This is a genomic window from Duganella vulcania (assembly GCF_009857655.1).
Lineage (GTDB): Bacteria > Pseudomonadota > Gammaproteobacteria > Burkholderiales > Burkholderiaceae_D > Rugamonas > Rugamonas vulcania.
On the sequence record NZ_WWCX01000036.1, the window covers coordinates 26,970 to 42,714 of the forward strand.

Consider the following 15,745-nt stretch of genomic DNA (forward strand, 5'->3'; position numbering starts at 1 on the left):
TTGGTATTTGTCGCGTATATCTCTGGAGAATTGGTGCAAAGTTATGGTAAATTGCGGCTATCAAATCTCACACATTGTCACCTGTGGTTTTTTTAGAATCTAACCTGCCGATAGAAGGAAATAAGATGACGACTTACCAGGAATACAAAGCAAAGATCGCCGAACTGGAAAATCTGGCCGAAACCGCCCGCAAAAATGAAATCGCACAGGCGAAAGAGAAAGTCACGGCCATCATGCGTGAATACGGCCTGACCGTGGCGGATCTGGGCGGCGTAGCCAAGGTGAAGACGGTCAAGACCCGCGCGCCGGTGCCGACTAAATACCGCGACGACGCTACCGGCCAGACCTGGACCGGCCGCGGCCGTGCTCCGAAATGGCTGGAAGGCAAGGACAAAGAGCAGTATCTGATTAAGTAAGCTGCGCCGTCAGTTTGCCGCGAGCCGGGAGCGGGGTTTATATGTTTTTATAAACCCCGGTCCCGGCTTTTCTCTTTTTCGGGGCACGATACGTGGTGAGCCGGCGCGGGTCTTATTCTCCGCTTTGATTGCGGCCTATATGTCCGGTTGCCACGCGACGTTGCTTTTATGCTGAAAGAGGCGTTAAATTCCCCCGGCCTTAACTTGGCGTTAAGGTTAGTGCCGCCAGTTTAGACCAGCCACAGCCATTTCGTGAGATGATAGTGGAATGGCATCAATACCTCTTTTCCCGCTGAATACCATCCTGTTCCCGGACGGGCATTTACCATTGCAGGTGTTTGAAGTACGTTATCTGGACCTGATCAAGCGCTGCATCGCCAATGGCGAAGAATTCGGTGTGGTTCCACTGCTCGAAGGCAGCGAAACGCGCATCCCCGACATGCAGGAAACACTGTCCGACGCCGGCACCATGGCGCGCATCCTGGATTGGACCGCGCCGCTGCCGGGACTGCTGCAAATCTCCTGCATCGGCACCACGCGCTTCCAGATCCGCTCGGCCGAAAAGCTCAAGCATGGCCTGTGGATGGCCGAGGTCGACCAGGTCCCCGAAGACATGGTGGTGCCCGTTCCCACCGAACAGCAGGACGTCGCCAATGCGCTGGGCTCGCTGATCCGCTCGCTGCAGAAGAAGCAGATCTCCACCGCCAACATGCCGCTGGCGCCGCCGTACCGGCTGGACGAAGCCGGCTGGGTGGCGAACCGCTGGTGCGAGCTGCTGCGGCTGGACGTAAGCGAGAAGCAGCGCCTGCTGCTGCAGGAGAATCCCGTGCTGCGCCTGGAACTGATCCAGGACGTGCTGAGCGAGAACGGCCTGCTGGATTAGGTCTGGCCCCACGCGGGCGGCCCGCGCTGGCACTGTCCACCTGTGCGCGCCGCTGCTACACTGGCCTCATCGTTCACGCCACCCGAGCCGCCATGTACCTGCAACCCGCCTTCGCCGAAGACCGTCTCGAAGTCCGCCACGGCCTGATGCGCGCCTTCCCGCTGGCCACGCTGATCCTGGCCGATGCCGACGGCGTCACCGCCGACCTGATTCCCTTCATGCTGTACGCCGACGAGGGTGATAGCGGCTTGGGCGTGCTGCGCGCCCACGTGGCGCGCGCCAATCCGCTGTGGCGCAAGCTGGAGACGGCGACCTCGTGCCTGGTGGTGTTCCAGGGCCCGGAAGCCTACATCAGCCCCAGCTGGTACGAAACCAAGCGCACCACGCACAAGGTGGTGCCGACCTGGAACTATGTAATGGTGCAGGCGCGCGGCGCCGGCCGCGTGGTGGACGACCCGTTCTGGCTGCGCCGCCTGCTGGACCACCTGACCGCCGTCCACGAAGGCGGCATGCCGCAGCCGTGGGAGCTGGACGACGCGCCCGCCGATTTCATGGCCGCGACCATGAAGGCCATCATCGGCATCGAGATCCCGATCGACAGCCTGGTGGGCAAATGGAAGGTCAACCAGAACCGCAGCGCCGCCGACCAGCGCGGCGTGGTGGCGGGGCTGGGCGACGATCCGATGGCGCAGCTGGTGGCCGAGCGCCTCAAGCCTGAGTAGCCGGCGCGCTAGCCGGCGTGCGCCTCGCTGGCCTCGTCCAGCGCATGCACGCGCATCGACCACAGTACACCGCCCGCCAGCAGCAGCATGGCGGCGATCTCCAGCCCGCGCGGCAGCTGCTGCTTGTAGATAAAGCCGTACAGCAGCGCGAACAGCGTCTCGAACAGGATCAGCTGGCCCGACAAGGTCAGCGGCACCTTGCGGCTGGCGATATTCCACAGGTGGTTGCCGATCACCGAGGCGCCCAGGGCCAATAGCGCGTTGATGGTCCAGAACAGCGTCCAATCGCGGCCGCTGGCCACGGCGCCTGCGCCGGTCACGTCGGCATGGAACAGCGCCAGCGCCACCAGCGCGATCGCCAGCGCGATCAAGCCGCTCGACACGCCGTACAAGGCCGACCACTCGCCGCTGCTGAAATGCGGATTGCGCTTCAGGTAGCGCGCGTTGTCCACCGAATACCAGGTCCAGCACAGCAGCGCGCCGGCCGCACACAGCACGCCGAGGATCTTGTCCGGCAGCGGCGCGCCGTTGCCCGCGTCGTGGGAGAACACATCGACATTGATGCAGGCGATGCCAGCCGCCACCATCAGCAGCGGCAGCATTAGCTGCTTGAGCGGCACCGAGCCATGGTCCTTGCTCCCCATCAGCGTGACGGAGATCGGCAGCACGCCGATGATCAGCGAGGTGGCCGCCACGCCGGCGAACTTGACGCCCAGCGCAAGCAGCATGTAGTAGACGATGTTACCGGCCAGCGCATGCTTGACCATCGCGACCACATCGCCACGGTCCAGGCGGCGCAGCAGCGCGGGCAGGCGCGGCGCCATCAGGCCGGCCGCGATCAGGCCGTAGGCGATGTAGCGCCCGCAGGCCATCTCCAGCGGCGTGAAGGCCGTCAGCAATTCCGGCACGATGAACACCATGCCCCACATCGCGCCCGCCAACAGGCCGCACAAGATACCAGTCCACATCGCACACTCTTTCCAAAGCACAAAAATAAAAATCGACCTAGAGTATTGCATACCTGCGTGGAATTGTTTGGGAGACCGCCATGACCGAGCACCCCTTGGCGCGGCTGCTGGAGCAAGCGCTGCCGCTGCGCACCGACGATGACCTCGACGCCGTGCTGAGCCACATCGGCCAGGCGCGGCTGGTGCTGATGGGCGAAGCCACCCACGGCACGCGCGAGTTCTATCAACTGCGTTCCGCCCTCAGCAAACGGCTGATTGTCGAACACGGCTTCGACGCCATCGCCGTCGAAGCGGACTGGCCGGACGCGCTGCAGGCGAGCCGCTTCGTCCAGCTGAAGGGCGCCAGCCAGACTGCCGACCAGGCGCTGTCCGGCTTCCAGCGTTTCCCGCAGTGGATGTGGCGTAACGAGGAAATGGTCGAGCTGTTGTACTGGCTGCGGCTGCACAACCAGCAGGTGCGGGACCCGGCGCGCCGCATCGGCTTCTACGGCCTGGACTTATACAGCCTGCACCACTCGATGCGCCTGGTGGTGCGCTACCTGGAGCAGGCTGATCCGCCGGCCGCCGGGCGCGCGCGTGAACGCTACAGCTGCATCGACCACGTCGGCGCCGACCCGCTGCGTTACGGCTACCTGGCCAGCCTTGGCCTGCGCGAGGACTGCGAGGCGGAAGTGGTGCGCCAGCTGGCCGAGCTGACCGCGCAGGCGCAGCGGCATCTGGAGGTGGCCGGCGGCACGGTGCCGGACGAACTGTTCTACGCGCAGCAAAACGCCCGCGTGGTGCAAAACGCCGAGCGCTACTACCGCGCCATGTTCAGCCGCCGCGACGAGTCGTGGAATGTGCGCGACACCCACATGGCCGACACGCTGGACGCCTTGCTGGCCCACCTGTCCGCGCAGCGGAGCGGCCCGGCGCGGCTGGTGGTGTGGGCGCACAACTCGCACCTGGGCGATGCGCGGGCCACGGAAATGGGGCGCGGGGGACAGCTCAACCTCGGGCAACTGGCGCGCGAGCGGCACGGCGAGGCGGCGGTCTACCTGCTGGGCTTCAGCACCCACGACGGCACGGTGACGGCCGCCAGCGAATGGGACGGTCCGGCCCAGCTCAAGCGTGTGCGGCCGTCGCTGCCGGGCAGCCTGGAGGCCTTGCTGCACCAGGTGGCCGAGGAGGATCCGGCCCGGCTGGCGCGCTTCCTGCTGCCGTTGCGTGCCTGCGCGGAAGCCCGCGCGGCCTTGCCGGCAAAGCTGCTGGAGCGCGCGATCGGCGTGGTCTACCGTCCCGAGACCGAACGCCAGAGCCATTATTTCGATGCGGAGGTGGCGCGCCAGTTCGACGCCGTGATCCATGTCGACCGTTCCACCGCGGTCAAGCCGCTGGAGTTGTCCGCGCATTGGCGGCTGGACGAGCTGCCCGAGACCTATCCGTCCGGGCTGTAGGAAGGCGTTAGAGCCAGGCCAGGAGCCCGCCCGCCGCCAGCAGGTTCAGCGCGGCGGTCAGCCAGAATTTGACGAGGAAGCTGGTCTTGATGGATTTGTGGCGCAGCCAGCGCTGCGCCAGCCAGCCGCCCGGCCAGCCGAAGGCCAGTCCCATCAGCAGCAGCGTGCGTTCGGGGATGCGCCGGCGACGGCCGATGGCGGCCGACTTGTCGACCGCGTAGGCGATAAAGCAGACGATGCTGGCCAGCCCATACGCCGCCGCCAGCAGCAACAGCGCGAGCTGGAAGGAGGGTAGCGCCGGAGCGCTCAGAAGTAGCTCAGGCCGAGGGCGGCCTTGACTTCGTCGGCGGTCTGCGCGGCCACTTCGCGCGCGCGCATCGTGCCTTCCTTCAGCATCTGCATGATGTAGCCCTTGTCCTGCGCCAGCTCTTCGCGGCGGGCGCGGATCGGCGCCAGCATCTCCTGCAGCACCACTTCCAGGCGCTTCTTGACGATGGAGTCGCCCAGGCCGCCGCGCACGTAGTGGGCCTTCATCTCGGCCAGCTTGTCTTTTTCAGGATCGAAGGCGTCCAGGTAGATGAAGGCCACATTGCCTTCCAGGTGGCCGGGGTCTTCCACGCGCAGGTGCAGCGGATCGGTATAAACCTTTTTCACGGCGGCGGTGATCTCGGCCGCGGTGGCGCCCAGGTTGATGGTGTTGCCCAGCGATTTGCTCATCTTGGCCTTGCCGTCGGTGCCCGGCAGGCGGCCGATCTCCGGCACCAGCGCCTTGCACTCGACCAGGATGTCCTTGTTGGCGATGCGGTTGAAGCGGCGCACGATCTCGTTGGTCTGCTCGATCATCGGGATCTGGTCCTCGCCGACCGGCACCAGCGAGGCCTTGAACGCCGAGATGTCGGCCGCCTGCGAGGCCGGGTAGGTCAGGAAGCCGGCCGGGATGTCGCGCTCGAAGCCGCGCAGCGCGATCTCGGTCTTGACGGTCGGGTTGCGCTCCAGGCGCGCCACGGTCACCATGTTCAGGTAGTAGAAGGTCAGCTCGGCCAGTTCCGGGATCTGCGACTGGATCAGGATGGTCGACTTGGCCGGGTCGATGCCGACCGCCAGATAGTCCAGCGCCACCTCGACCACGTTGCGGTGCACCTTGCCGGTGTCGTCCATGTTGTCGGTCAGGGCCTGGGCGTCGGCCAGCATGATGAACTGCTTGTATTCGTGCTGATAGGCGACGCGGTTGCGCAGGCTGCCGACGAAGTGGCCCAGGTGCAGCGGACCGGTCGGGCGGTCGCCGGTCAGGATCACGGTCGGGCCTTTGGACGCGGCGGGTGCGGTGGCGATTACTTCGGACTGTTCGGTCAGGCTCATCAGGGGTTCCTTTACGTTGCCCCGGTCCGGCGCGACGAATGTAAAAAACGCCACCAGATAAGGGCGGCGTTGATAAAAATATCACATCACTATGGGTAGACAGTGGCCGCGCGCTAGGAGCGGCGCCAATTCAGGCAGGCGTGAAGTGTGGTGTAAAAAGTCATCCGCGTATGGTTGCAGTTCAGCGCCGGTCTGTCAAGGTGTGAGGTGCCGCAAGGCCTGCGGCGGGATTCGGAATTAGATTGAATGTTCGCGGTTCGAACCAAAGGAGATTAAAATGGCCGATAACTTCGATTCCGTCGCGTTTATGGATACCCTGACTGATGGCGGCATGCCCGAGAAGCAGGCCAAGGCCCTGGCTTCGGCGATGTTCCAGCTTATCGATACCCACCTGGTGACCAAGAACTATCTCGACATGCGCCTGGCGCAGCTCAAGTCCGAGTTGATCCAATGGATGGTCGGAGTGGTCGTCGTACAGACCGGCCTTACCGCCGTGCTCTTCAAGCTCATGCATTAATCTAAACGATAAGGTAGTATTGCCGATCCTGAGCGATACCCCTTACCGGAGCCGATATGCGTGTCCTTGCAGTTGCAGTGCTTTCCACCCTGATGGTCTCCGCCGCAACGGCGCAAACACCCACGCCGCCGATGGCGCCCGACATCCCCGCCAAGTTCGACACCGCCATCCCCAACGCCGACTACGTCAAGCGCGACGTCATGATCCCGATGCGCGACGACGTCAAGCTGCACACCGTGATCGTCATCCCCAGGGGCGCCGTCCACGCGCCCATGGTCCTGAGCCGCACCCCGTACAACGCCAGCGGCCGCGCCCAGCGCAACGTCAGCCCCAGCGTGCTGTCCACGGTCGGGCAGGGCGACGAGGTGATGTTGGAAAACGGCTACATCCGCGTCTACCAGGACGTGCGCGGCAAATACGGCTCCGAGGGCGAGTACGTGATGACCCGTCCTGTCAAAGGCCCGCTCAACAACACCCGCACCGACCACAGCACCGACGCCTGGGACACCATCGACTGGCTGGTCAAGCACGTCCCCGAAAGCAACGGCAACGTCGGCATGATAGGCTCGTCCTACGAAGGCTTCACGGTGCTGATGGCGCTGGTCGACCCGCACCCGGCGCTCAAGGTCGCCGTGCCGATGAGCCCCATGGTCGACGGCTGGCGCGGCGACGACTGGTTCCACAACGGCGCCTTCCGCGTGACCAACCTGAGCTACATCGCCGGCCAGACCGCCGCCAAGGGCAGCGGCAAGACCCTGGCCACCGGCGTCTACGACGACTACGAGGGCGTGCTGCGCGGCGGCTCCACCGCCGATTACGCCCGCCAGTTCGGCCTGGACCAGCTCAACTTCGTCCGCAAGCTGTTCGAGCACCCGGCCTACGACAGCTACTGGCAGCAGCAGGCGCTCGACAAGATCCTGGCCAAGCGCCCGATGAAGGTGCCCACCATGACCGTGGTCGGCTACTGGGACCAGGAGGACATCTACGGCGCCCACGCCTTCTACTCGGCGGTGGAACCGCAGGACAAGGACAACAACAAGAACTTCCTGGTGGTGGGACCGTGGCGCCACAGCGGCGTCAATTACGACGGCTCCAGCCTGGGGCCGTTCAAGTTCACCGGCGACACCGCGCTGGAATTCCGCCGCGACGTGATGCAACCGTTCCTCGACCAATACCTGAAGGACGGCGCGCCGGCCGCCGACACGCCGCCCGTGCTGTTCTACCAGACCGGCGTCAATCGCTGGCAGCGGCTGCAGCGCTGGCCGCTGGCGTGCGAAACCGGCTGCCCCGCGCCGCTCAAGCCGATCTACCTGAAGCCCGGCTTCAAGCTGGACTTCGACGCGCCGCAGCAGGGCGCGGGCTTCGACGAATACGTGTCCGACCCGGCCAAGCCGGTGCCGTTCGTCCCGCGTCCGGTGCACATGAACGACGCCAGCGTGTGGCGCCCATGGCTGGTGAGCGACCAGCGCGGCGTCTCCGACCGCACCGATGTGCTGAGCTACGTCACCGAGCCGCTGAAGGCGCGCCTGCAGATATCCGGCGCCCCCATGGTCAACCTGTACGCCTCGACCACCGGCACCGACACCGACTGGGTGGTCAAGCTGATCGACGTCTACCCGGACGAAGTGCCATCGCAGCCGGAGCTGGGCGGCTACCAGCTGGGCATCGCGATGGACATCTTCCGTGGCCGCTACCGCAACAGCTTCGAGCATCCGTCGCCGGTCACGCCGGGCGCCGTGGAGAAGTACCGCTTCGCGCTGCCGAACGCCAACCACGTGTTCCTGCCGGGCCACCGGGTGATGGTGCAGATCCAGTCCAGCTGGTTTCCGCTGTACGACCGCAATCCGCAGACGTACGTGCCGAATATTTTCTACGCCAAGCCGGCCGACTACAAGAAGGCGACGCTGCGCGTGTACCACGCCGGCGCCGAAGGCAGCGCCCTGGAGCTGCCGGTGGTGGAGGCGAAATAAGGCAAACGGAATAAACCGTTTAGCGCGGACGCACGCTGTCGGTCAGCACGTCCGCGCGGAAGTAGCGGCGGTAGCCTTCCAGCACCTGGTTCGACTTGCCCATCTTTTCCAGCATGTCGATCAGCACCCGCTGGTCCGCCGCCGGCAGGGCGTGCGACACGTAGGTGCCGCTGTCGTTCCACGGCAGTTCGGGGATGGGCTCCAGCCGCAGCCTGTCCTGCAAGCCGTTGACGCGCGCATCGCGCTGGATCGCACCGGCCATCAGCGTCGGCCCCATGATGGTGAGGTCGGCCGAGCCGGCGTGCAGCAGGCGTGCCACCGCCACGACGTCCACCTCGGTGAACAGGCGGCCCTGCTTGGCCAGCTCGTTCACCAGCGCGGTGTATTGCTCGCCATAGTCGAATCCCCGCACCACGGCCACGCGCAGCTCGCGCCGTTCCAGCAGGTTCTTGGCGTCGGTGATCGGCGCGCGCGGGCCGGCTACTGAAATCAGCATGGCGCGATGGCCTATCATCGGCACAAACGTGCCAACCAGGTCGCGCGACGGCGTGCGCGAGGCCGGCAGCAGCAGGTCGGCCTTGCCGGCCTTGAACATGGCCACCTGGCGCGCGCGCGGCACCACGGTGAAGACGAAGTTGCAGCCGCTCTTGCCGGTCGCGCTGCGCAGCAGGTCGGGATAGATGCCGCCCACGTGCGACCCCTCGACCTGCACGCTGGCGCCGCTGGCCGACACCGGCACGGAGATGTCGCGTGAACAGTCGCCGGCCCGGGCGTGCGCCACGCAGGCCGCCAGCAGCGCGGCGAAGGCGTATCGTTTCATGGCTTGGCCGCCCGCATATGGTGCTGGTGGAAGTAGCGCTGCGCCACCAGGATGGCCACCGCCTGCATCGCGGCGCACAGGTAGAAGGTGCTGCCGATGCGCCAGTCGTCGGCCGGCAGGTGGCTCACTTCACCGAGGATGGCGGTACCCAGCAGCGGCATGAAGATCACCCCCAGGCTGCTGACCGATTGCATAGATCCCATCAACTCGCCCTGCTCTTGGGGCGGCGTCGCCTTCGAGACGATGGCCTGCAGCGCCGGGCCGACCGCGAACGCCAGCACATTGCACAGGATGAGCACATACATCATCCAGCCGTGCGTGGCCAGGCCATACAGCAGGTAGGTGATGGCGCCCGAGCACAATCCCAGCAGCGACAGCCGCACCTCGCCGAAGCGCTTGATCAGGATGCCCAGCAGGCCGGCCTGCACCACGGCCGCCGTCAGGCCGACGCAGAACATGGCCGCGCCGTTCTGGCCCGGGGTCCAGGCGAAGCGGAAGTGGGTGTACAGCACCCAGGTGGTTTGCAGCATCATCTGCGCGAAGGTGACCAGCGAGAAGGTGATCACCAGGCCGCGGATGTCGGTGCGGCGCGCCAGCTTGAGCAGCGCCGACAGGGGATTGATCTTGGCGATATTGAACGGCGAGCGGCGCTCCGCCGGCAGCGATTCCGGCACGACGAAATAGCCGTAGACGAAATTGGCGGCCGACAGCCCGCCCGCCACGTAGAACGGCAGGTGCAGGTTGACGCTGCCCAGCAGGCCGCCCAGCATCGGGCCGCAGATGAAGCCCAGGCCGAAAGCCGCGCCGACCTTGCCGAAGCTCTTGGCGCGGTTCTCCGGCGTCGAGATGTCCGACGCGTAGGCCGACGCCACCGACATGCTGGCCGACGACATGCCGCCCACCACGCGGCCGATGAACAGGTAGGCCAGGTTGGGCGCCCACGCGGTGGACAGGAAGTTGATGCACATGCCGGCCATCGAATACAGCATCACCGGGCGGCGGCCGATGCGGTCGCTCAGGGCGCCCAGCATGGGCATGAAGATAAACTGCATCAGGCCGAACACCGCGCTCATGATGCCGAACCAGTAGGCCTGGTTCTCGCGCGAGCCGGTGAATTCGCCGACCAGCATCGGCAGCACCGGCACGATCAGGCCGATGCCCAGCATGTCGATGAAGACGCAAATCAGGATGAAGTTCAGGTTGCCCGGCGCCGGCGCGGCCGGCAGGGCGGGTGCTGCGGTATCGGGGCTGGTCATGTGGTCGATGAAAAAAGTCAGGGCGCGGCCGGGCTGGCGGCCCATTCGGCGATGAAGCTGTCGCGGAAGGCGGTCAGCTCGTTGAGGCGGGTCTGCGCCAGGTGGCGGCCGGCGGACGTCTGCATCTTGCCGGGCAGGGTGGCCAGCTTGGTGTCGATATGGTCCAGCGCATAAGCCTTTTCATCGAGCTCGCGGTGCAGCGCCATCGGATCGTCGGGGTGCGCCAGGCCGCTGCCCATGCGCCCGGCCGTGTAGAACAGCCGCGCCAGGCCGACCGCGCCCAGGGCGTCGAGGCGGTCGGCGTCCTGCACGATCTTGGCCTCGATGGTCTCGGGGCGGATGGCGGCCGAAAAACTGTGGCTCTCGATCGCATGCGCGACGGCGGCCAGCTTGTTGGACGGGAAGTCGAGTTCGGCCAGCTGGCGGCTGGCCAGCAGCGCCGCCTTGCGCGAGGCCAGGTGGCGTTCGGGATCGTTCTTGGGCAGGTTGACCAGGTCGTGCAGGTAGCAGCCGGCCAGCACGACCAGCGCGTCGGCCTCGGGATAGCCGTCCAGCAGCAGGCTGGCGTTGCGCCAGACCCGGTGCAAATGGTTGGTGTCGTGGGCGCCGTCGGCGCCGGCGGCGGCGCTGGCCAGGCGGACCAGGCGCGGGTGCCAGCTGTTGAGCAAGCTGTTCATTGTTCTCCCGTGATGTCTGTCTCGACGTTCTTTTTTTCAGATCATACAGGCTGATACGGCCCTTGTGCAGTGGAACTTGGCGGCAATTAACAATTGTTTGCTTGCCAAGTACGATGAGATTATGCAAAATGCAACCATATTTGATAATCACAGGCACTATGATGCGTAACTTCCTGGCGCTTGCACCGATGTTGTTGAGCCTGCTCAGCGCCCCCGCGCTGGCGCTTGACGACACCCCGACCGTGGCGCCCCATTTCCAGATCAAAGGGGAAGACAGCCGCCAGGCCGGCACGCGCCCGTCCGCCGCAGCGCTCGCATCGTCGGCGCCCCGGCGCGCGCCGGTCGAGAACGAGGCCGCCCGGCCCGAGCGCGAGCCCATGAATCCGCGCGCCGTGATCACCACCGTGCTGCGCCCGCTGCCTTCCGCCGCCGGCCGTCTGGTCGAAAAGCCAAACTGGAAATTGCGTTAATTCTATTTGTTTCTTGGGTGCATTTATTTAGTGCTTAATAACTTTACTTGAGGTAACATTACTGCTAATCACTTTAGCAATGAAGGAAACCTCATGTCTAGCAATGTAAGCGAACTGCACGCAACCAACCCCGCCGGCGAGTACTTGGCCTTCACCCTGGGCCAGGAAGAGTACGGCATTGACATACAAAAAGTAGCGGAAATCCGCAGCTACGAAACTCCGACCCGCATCGCCAACGCGCCCGACTTCGTCAAGGGCGTGGTCAATCTGCGCGGCATCATCGTGCCGATCGTCGACATGCGTATCAAGTTCAACCTGGGCACGCCGTCGTACGACCAGTTCACCGTGGTCATCATCCTCAACATCGGCCACCGCGTGGTTGGCATGGTGGTGGACCGCGTCTCCGACGTGACCACGCTGCTGCCCGAGCAGGTCAAGCCGGCGCCGGAAATCGGCGCGGCCATGAAGAGCGACCATATCGTCGGCCTGGGCACGCTGGAAGAGCGCATGCTGATCCTGGTCGACATCGACAAGCTGATGTCGAGCGCCGACATGGGCCTGATCGAAACCACCGCGTTGGCGGCGTAATGGGCATGCTGGCCAATATCAGTATCGGCAAGCGCCTGGCGCTGGGCTTCTCCATCATCCTGGCGTTCGCCATGCTGATCACCGGGATTTCCGTGTGGCGCCTGCAGGGCGTGGCCACGGCCACGCGCGACATGATGCAAGTACCGCTGGCCAAGGAGCGCGTGATCTCCGACTGGTCCAGCAAGATCGACAGCGCGATCCGCCGCACCACCGCCATCGCCCGCAGCAGCGACCCATCGCTGGCGGCCTTCTTTGCGGATGAGGCGAAGGCTTCGTCGTCCATCTCGGCGGAATACCAGAAGAAAGTGGAAGCCCTGGTCGTCGACGCCGACGAGAAGGAGCTGTTCGGCCGCATCGGCGAACAGCGCAAGATTTATCTGTCCTCGCGCGACCAGGTGACCAAACTGAAAAGTGCCGGCGACCAGGAGGGAGCGGAGAAGGTCTTCACCACCGTCTTCGTTCCGGGCTCCGCCAGTTATCTGGCGCTGATGCAGGAACTGCTGAAGATGCAGCGCGCGAAGATCGACGCCACCGCGGTCCGCATCGACGAAGTGGCCGACAGCAGCCGCAATCTGCTGTATGCGCTGGCCGCGCTGGTGCTGGCCTTTGGCGCTGTCACCTCGTGGATGCTGACCACCGGTATCACCGTGCCGTTGCAACAGGCGGTGACGGCGGCGCGCCGCGTCGCCGGCGGCGACCTGACCGGCCATATCGACGACAGCGCGCGCGACGAAACCGGCCAGCTGCTGACCGCGTTGAAGGAGATGAACGCCAGCCTGCTGGGCATCGTCACCGAGGTGCGCAGCGGTACCGACCATATCACCACCTCGTCGAGCGAGATCGCGGCGGGCAACCAGGACCTGTCGCGCCGCACCGAGCAGCAAGCCGGCGCGCTGGAGGAGACCGCGTCCTCGATGGAGGAACTGACGTCGACCGTGAAGCACAACGCCGACAACGCGCGCCAGGCCAACCAGCTGGCGGCATCGGCCGCGCAGGTGGCGGTGAAGGGCGGGCAGGTGGTGTCGCAGGTGGTCGATACGATGGATTCGATCAACCAGTCGTCGCGCAAGATCGTGGACATCATCGCGGTCATCGACGGCATCGCCTTCCAGACCAATATCCTGGCGCTGAACGCGGCGGTGGAAGCCGCCCGCGCCGGCGAGCAGGGGCGCGGCTTCGCGGTCGTGGCGACCGAAGTGCGCAACCTGGCGCAGCGCAGCGCGTCGGCCGCCAAGGAGATCAAGGAATTGATTGGCGACTCGGTGGAGAAGGTCAACCAGGGCAGCAAGCTGGTGGCCGATGCCGGTTCGACGATGGACGAAATCGTCACCAGCGTGCATCGCGTCAGCGACATCATCACCGAGATCACCGCAGCCAGCAACGAGCAGAGTGCCGGCATCAACGAGGTGTATCAGGCTATCGGTGCGATGGATGGTGTGACGCAGCAGAACGCGGCGTTGGTGGAGCAGGCCGCCGCGGCGGCCGAGTCGATGCAGCAGCAAGCGGCGGCGCTGGCGCAGGCCGTCAGTGTGTTCAAGGTCGAGGGATCGGCCTCGCGTCCGCACGCCACGCCGGCGCGTGCAACGGCTGGCCCCTCGGCGCTGCGCCTGACCAGCAACGTCTGACCCACGTCATTCCTGCGCAGGCGATCCCTCGATCGCCTGCTGCGACAGGCGATCCGCGTCGCCATTGCGGTGGCGCGGAACCCAGCGCAGGATCACGCCGCCCAGCGGCTCCAGCAACGCCATCACGCGCAGCCGATGCGCCTCCAGCCCTTTCGCACCGCGACCGGCGGCCACCGCCTGCGCACTCAGGTTCACATCGTCGACCACCACCTGGCTATCGCCATGCACCACCAGGCCGGTGGCGCCGAGCCGCCCGGCCGCCTCCAGCAAAGCCGTCAACGCCAGGTATTCCGCCTCGCCGCTGTTGCCGTGGCCCGCGCGGCGGCTGATCTCCACCCGCTCGCCACCCGGCCCGCACAGCAACGCGCCGATGCCGATCCGCCCCGGATTCGGATGCGCCGAACCGTCGAACCATCCGCGCCAGCCATCGGTGGCGGGGCGCATGCGCGCCGCGCGCTGCTCCAGCAGCCGCGCCTTTTCCGCGATCCTTGCCGAACGCCGTTCCTGCTCGCGCAGTCGCACGTTTTCTCGCCCGGCCAGCAGCGTCGGCAGGCCCTGCGCGCCAGCGGCCTGCGTCAATACCTGATGCAGCGCCTGCGCCTCGCTCACATTGGAACGCGCAGCCAGACGGCGAGCGGCCACGCGCTCGCCCTTGTAGGCGGCCGTGGCCAATACTTCGAATTCAGTTTCGTTCATCAATCGCGCCGTGGGTTGTCCGGATGGCGGTCATGGCGGTTGGGTACGCCGTCGCCGTCGCGATCATGGTCGTAGCGGTTCGGGATGCCGTCGTGGTCCCTGTCGCCGCGGCCGTGGCCCCGGTTGTCGTGCCGGTCGTAGCGATTCGGGATGCCGTCGTGATCGCGGTCGCCATAAGGGCCGCGCTCCCAACGCGCTTCCTCGCGCCACCAGTGGCCTTCGCGCTGAACCCAATGCGGCTGGGCGTACACATAGCCCGGCCGTTCGGCTACCCAGCTGCCGCCTATCCATTCATGGCGGTTGCCGCGCCAGTCCCAATATCCCGGCGCCCAGATGTAGCCGACGCGCGGAGCCGGCACGCGCTCATAGCGTGGCGGCGGCGGGGCGACGGTCACGTAGTCCACGCGGCCCGGGCCCGCGTCGACCGTGACCCAGCCGCCGGGGCTCAGGCGCCAGTTGCCGCCATCGCGTACCCACTCGGCGGGGCGATATTGCGCGCCGATGCGCTCCTGCTCCCAGCGGCCGGCCAGCCACACATGGCGATAGCCGTCCCAGTTCCAATAGCCCGGCGCCCAGACGTAGCCACGGCGCGGCGCGGGGATGCTTTCGAAACGCGGCGGAGGCGGCGCATTGCCGATCACGATGCTGACGCCGACCTGCGCGGACGCGCTGGCGGGAGCGAATGCGGCAGCGCTCATGGCGAGCATGGCGGCGGCGTAAATGGTGTGCGAGCGCTTGATCATGATGTTCTCCGTTTGCGCGTTTTGGTACAACGCTTGAAACGAACTATAGCAAGCGGCGTCTGGGATGACTCCCGAAGATGCAACTTTTTACATCTGACACAAACGAGGATGGGGTTATGTGCGATGGCGCACAGAGGACAACGAGGCGGGGGCAGTGCTTGAAACGGAGCGAGGCGGGGAAAGGCTTCGCCTGTTACGCGGCATGTCGGAAGCGCGTACAGGCGAAGGGCTGACGGGCCTTCAAATTTTGCTCGCTGCGGTGGTGTCGGCGGCCAGCACGGATTTGCTTTCGTCGATCAGCGATTGTTTTTTCTGTTCGGCGCTCAGGCGTTTTGCGCTGACGACGATCACTTGCATGTCCTTCGCGGCAGGCGCAGTGTAGCTGGCTTGTACCGGCGCTGGGGCAGCGGTGTTTTCGTCGAGGACGTAATTGGCGGCGCAGGCCAGGCCCAGGGTCACGACAAACAAGGCTTCGAAGTTTTTCAGGACGTTCATTTTGCTTCCTTTCGGTGGTTAAAAGTGTGTTTCGATGTGCTCACTTTATGCAAAGGGCCGTCAAGCCGCCACGGGATTGCGACGAGCCGCGTTTTTGGCGGCCC

Annotated in this window: 18 protein-coding genes; 9 read left to right on the forward strand and 9 right to left on the reverse strand. The window is 65.4% G+C overall.

Annotation, left to right across the window (positions count from 1 at the left end):
• Positions 1-125: 125 nt before the first annotated feature.
• The 3 genes from GTP90_RS19105 to GTP90_RS19115 all read left to right on the forward strand — a co-directional run bounded on the left by GTP90_RS19105 (position 126) and on the right by GTP90_RS19115 (position 2,021).
• On the forward strand, positions 126-416 hold the full coding sequence (locus GTP90_RS19105) for an H-NS histone family protein (RefSeq protein ID WP_161085055.1): 291 nt from the start codon (positions 126-128) through the stop codon (positions 414-416).
• A gap of 268 nt (positions 417-684) precedes the next feature.
• Positions 685-1,299 (forward strand): LON peptidase substrate-binding domain-containing protein, encoded by a 615-nt coding sequence (locus GTP90_RS19110; RefSeq protein ID WP_161085056.1) that lies wholly within the window; start codon positions 685-687, stop codon positions 1,297-1,299.
• Between the two features lie 92 nt (positions 1,300-1,391).
• On the forward strand, positions 1,392-2,021 hold the full coding sequence (locus GTP90_RS19115; protein ID WP_161085057.1) for an FMN-binding negative transcriptional regulator: 630 nt from the start codon (positions 1,392-1,394) through the stop codon (positions 2,019-2,021).
• Positions 2,022-2,029: 8 nt separating this feature from the next.
• On the opposite strand, the gene GTP90_RS19120 is transcribed toward GTP90_RS19115, so the two are convergent.
• On the reverse strand, positions 2,030-2,989 hold the full coding sequence (locus GTP90_RS19120; protein ID WP_161085058.1) for a DMT family transporter: 960 nt from the start codon (positions 2,987-2,989) through the stop codon (positions 2,030-2,032).
• 80 nt (positions 2,990-3,069) lie between these two features.
• Between GTP90_RS19120 and GTP90_RS19125 the strand changes: the two genes are divergently transcribed.
• On the forward strand, positions 3,070-4,425 hold the full coding sequence (locus tag GTP90_RS19125) for an erythromycin esterase family protein (RefSeq protein ID WP_161085059.1): 1,356 nt from the start codon (positions 3,070-3,072) through the stop codon (positions 4,423-4,425).
• 7 nt (positions 4,426-4,432) lie between these two features.
• On the opposite strand, the gene GTP90_RS19130 is transcribed toward GTP90_RS19125, so the two are convergent.
• Together GTP90_RS19130 and trpS are read right to left on the reverse strand one after the other, a co-directional pair.
• Positions 4,433-4,696: a DUF1294 domain-containing protein gene (locus GTP90_RS19130; protein WP_308937309.1), complete on the reverse strand. Its 264-nt coding sequence runs from the start codon at positions 4,694-4,696 to the stop codon at positions 4,433-4,435.
• Positions 4,697-4,731: 35 nt separating this feature from the next.
• Entirely contained in the window at positions 4,732-5,784 is a 1,053-nt protein-coding gene (trpS, locus tag GTP90_RS19135) for a tryptophan--tRNA ligase (RefSeq protein ID WP_161085060.1), read from the reverse strand.
• A 277-nt stretch (positions 5,785-6,061) separates the two neighbouring features.
• On the opposite strand from trpS, the gene GTP90_RS19140 reads away from it, so the two are divergent.
• Both GTP90_RS19140 and GTP90_RS19145 read left to right on the forward strand, forming a co-directional pair.
• Positions 6,062-6,301: a hypothetical protein gene (locus tag GTP90_RS19140; RefSeq protein ID WP_161085061.1), complete on the forward strand. Its 240-nt coding sequence runs from the start codon at positions 6,062-6,064 to the stop codon at positions 6,299-6,301.
• A gap of 56 nt (positions 6,302-6,357) precedes the next feature.
• The gene (locus GTP90_RS19145; protein ID WP_161085062.1) at positions 6,358-8,271 is read left to right on the forward strand and encodes a CocE/NonD family hydrolase; all 1,914 of its coding nucleotides are present in this window, start codon (positions 6,358-6,360) and stop codon (positions 8,269-8,271) included.
• 19 nt (positions 8,272-8,290) lie between these two features.
• Here GTP90_RS19145 and GTP90_RS19150 read toward each other — a convergent pair whose 3' ends face one another.
• From GTP90_RS19150 to GTP90_RS19160, 3 genes are read right to left on the reverse strand one after another with little or no spacing between them, the layout of a single operon-like run.
• Positions 8,291-9,091 (reverse strand): substrate-binding periplasmic protein, encoded by an 801-nt coding sequence (locus tag GTP90_RS19150; RefSeq protein ID WP_161085063.1) that lies wholly within the window; start codon positions 9,089-9,091, stop codon positions 8,291-8,293.
• A complete protein-coding gene (locus GTP90_RS19155; protein ID WP_161085089.1) occupies positions 9,088-10,347 on the reverse strand; it encodes a TCR/Tet family MFS transporter in 1,260 nt (419 codons plus the stop codon). The genes GTP90_RS19150 and GTP90_RS19155 overlap by 4 nt, the downstream gene beginning before the upstream one ends.
• Before the next feature lie 17 nt (positions 10,348-10,364).
• Positions 10,365-11,024 (reverse strand): HD domain-containing protein, encoded by a 660-nt coding sequence (locus tag GTP90_RS19160; protein WP_161085064.1) that lies wholly within the window; start codon positions 11,022-11,024, stop codon positions 10,365-10,367.
• 158 nt (positions 11,025-11,182) lie between these two features.
• On the opposite strand from GTP90_RS19160, the gene GTP90_RS19165 reads away from it, so the two are divergent.
• The 3 genes from GTP90_RS19165 (at position 11,183) to GTP90_RS19175 (ending at position 13,707) form a co-directional block, all read left to right on the forward strand.
• Positions 11,183-11,494 carry a hypothetical protein gene (locus tag GTP90_RS19165; protein ID WP_161085065.1) on the forward strand — a complete coding sequence of 104 codons (312 nt, stop codon included), beginning with the start codon at positions 11,183-11,185 and terminating at the stop codon, positions 11,492-11,494.
• A gap of 93 nt (positions 11,495-11,587) precedes the next feature.
• A complete protein-coding gene (locus GTP90_RS19170) occupies positions 11,588-12,082 on the forward strand; it encodes a chemotaxis protein CheW (protein ID WP_161085066.1) in 495 nt (164 codons plus the stop codon).
• Positions 12,082-13,707, forward strand: a complete 1,626-nt coding sequence (locus tag GTP90_RS19175) for a methyl-accepting chemotaxis protein (RefSeq protein WP_161085067.1) — start codon at positions 12,082-12,084, stop codon at positions 13,705-13,707. The genes GTP90_RS19170 and GTP90_RS19175 overlap by 1 nt, the downstream gene beginning before the upstream one ends.
• A gap of 6 nt (positions 13,708-13,713) precedes the next feature.
• On the opposite strand, the gene GTP90_RS19180 is transcribed toward GTP90_RS19175, so the two are convergent.
• The 3 genes from GTP90_RS19180 to GTP90_RS19190 form a co-directional block, all read right to left on the reverse strand.
• Positions 13,714-14,403 (reverse strand): ribonuclease HI family protein, encoded by a 690-nt coding sequence (locus GTP90_RS19180; protein ID WP_161085068.1) that lies wholly within the window; start codon positions 14,401-14,403, stop codon positions 13,714-13,716.
• Positions 14,403-15,146 carry a thrombospondin type 3 repeat-containing protein gene (locus GTP90_RS37445; RefSeq protein WP_161085069.1) on the reverse strand — a complete coding sequence of 248 codons (744 nt, stop codon included), beginning with the start codon at positions 15,144-15,146 and terminating at the stop codon, positions 14,403-14,405. The genes GTP90_RS19180 and GTP90_RS37445 overlap by 1 nt, the downstream gene beginning before the upstream one ends.
• A gap of 240 nt (positions 15,147-15,386) precedes the next feature.
• Positions 15,387-15,641 carry a hypothetical protein gene (locus GTP90_RS19190; RefSeq protein ID WP_161085070.1) on the reverse strand — a complete coding sequence of 85 codons (255 nt, stop codon included), beginning with the start codon at positions 15,639-15,641 and terminating at the stop codon, positions 15,387-15,389.
• Between the last annotated feature and the right edge of the window lie 104 nt (positions 15,642-15,745).

Coding starts and splice junctions, on each gene's coding strand:
- GTP90_RS19105 (WP_161085055.1), top strand. CDS start 126: ATGACGACTTACCAGGAATACAAAGCAAAGATCGCCGAACTGGAAAAT.
- GTP90_RS19110 (WP_161085056.1), top strand. CDS start 685: ATGGCATCAATACCTCTTTTCCCGCTGAATACCATCCTGTTCCCGGAC.
- GTP90_RS19115 (WP_161085057.1), top strand. CDS start 1,392: ATGTACCTGCAACCCGCCTTCGCCGAAGACCGTCTCGAAGTCCGCCAC.
- GTP90_RS19120 (WP_161085058.1), bottom strand. CDS start 2,989: ATGTGGACTGGTATCTTGTGCGGCCTGTTGGCGGGCGCGATGTGGGGC.
- GTP90_RS19125 (WP_161085059.1), top strand. CDS start 3,070: ATGACCGAGCACCCCTTGGCGCGGCTGCTGGAGCAAGCGCTGCCGCTG.
- trpS (WP_161085060.1), bottom strand. CDS start 5,784: ATGAGCCTGACCGAACAGTCCGAAGTAATCGCCACCGCACCCGCCGCG.
- GTP90_RS19140 (WP_161085061.1), top strand. CDS start 6,062: ATGGCCGATAACTTCGATTCCGTCGCGTTTATGGATACCCTGACTGAT.
- GTP90_RS19145 (WP_161085062.1), top strand. CDS start 6,358: ATGCGTGTCCTTGCAGTTGCAGTGCTTTCCACCCTGATGGTCTCCGCC.
- GTP90_RS19150 (WP_161085063.1), bottom strand. CDS start 9,091: ATGAAACGATACGCCTTCGCCGCGCTGCTGGCGGCCTGCGTGGCGCAC.
- GTP90_RS19155 (WP_161085089.1), bottom strand. CDS start 10,347: ATGACCAGCCCCGATACCGCAGCACCCGCCCTGCCGGCCGCGCCGGCG.
- GTP90_RS19160 (WP_161085064.1), bottom strand. CDS start 11,024: ATGAACAGCTTGCTCAACAGCTGGCACCCGCGCCTGGTCCGCCTGGCC.
- GTP90_RS19165 (WP_161085065.1), top strand. CDS start 11,183: ATGATGCGTAACTTCCTGGCGCTTGCACCGATGTTGTTGAGCCTGCTC.
- GTP90_RS19170 (WP_161085066.1), top strand. CDS start 11,588: ATGTCTAGCAATGTAAGCGAACTGCACGCAACCAACCCCGCCGGCGAG.
- GTP90_RS19175 (WP_161085067.1), top strand. CDS start 12,082: ATGGGCATGCTGGCCAATATCAGTATCGGCAAGCGCCTGGCGCTGGGC.
- GTP90_RS19180 (WP_161085068.1), bottom strand. CDS start 14,403: ATGAACGAAACTGAATTCGAAGTATTGGCCACGGCCGCCTACAAGGGC.
- GTP90_RS37445 (WP_161085069.1), bottom strand. CDS start 15,146: ATGATCAAGCGCTCGCACACCATTTACGCCGCCGCCATGCTCGCCATG.
- GTP90_RS19190 (WP_161085070.1), bottom strand. CDS start 15,641: ATGAACGTCCTGAAAAACTTCGAAGCCTTGTTTGTCGTGACCCTGGGC.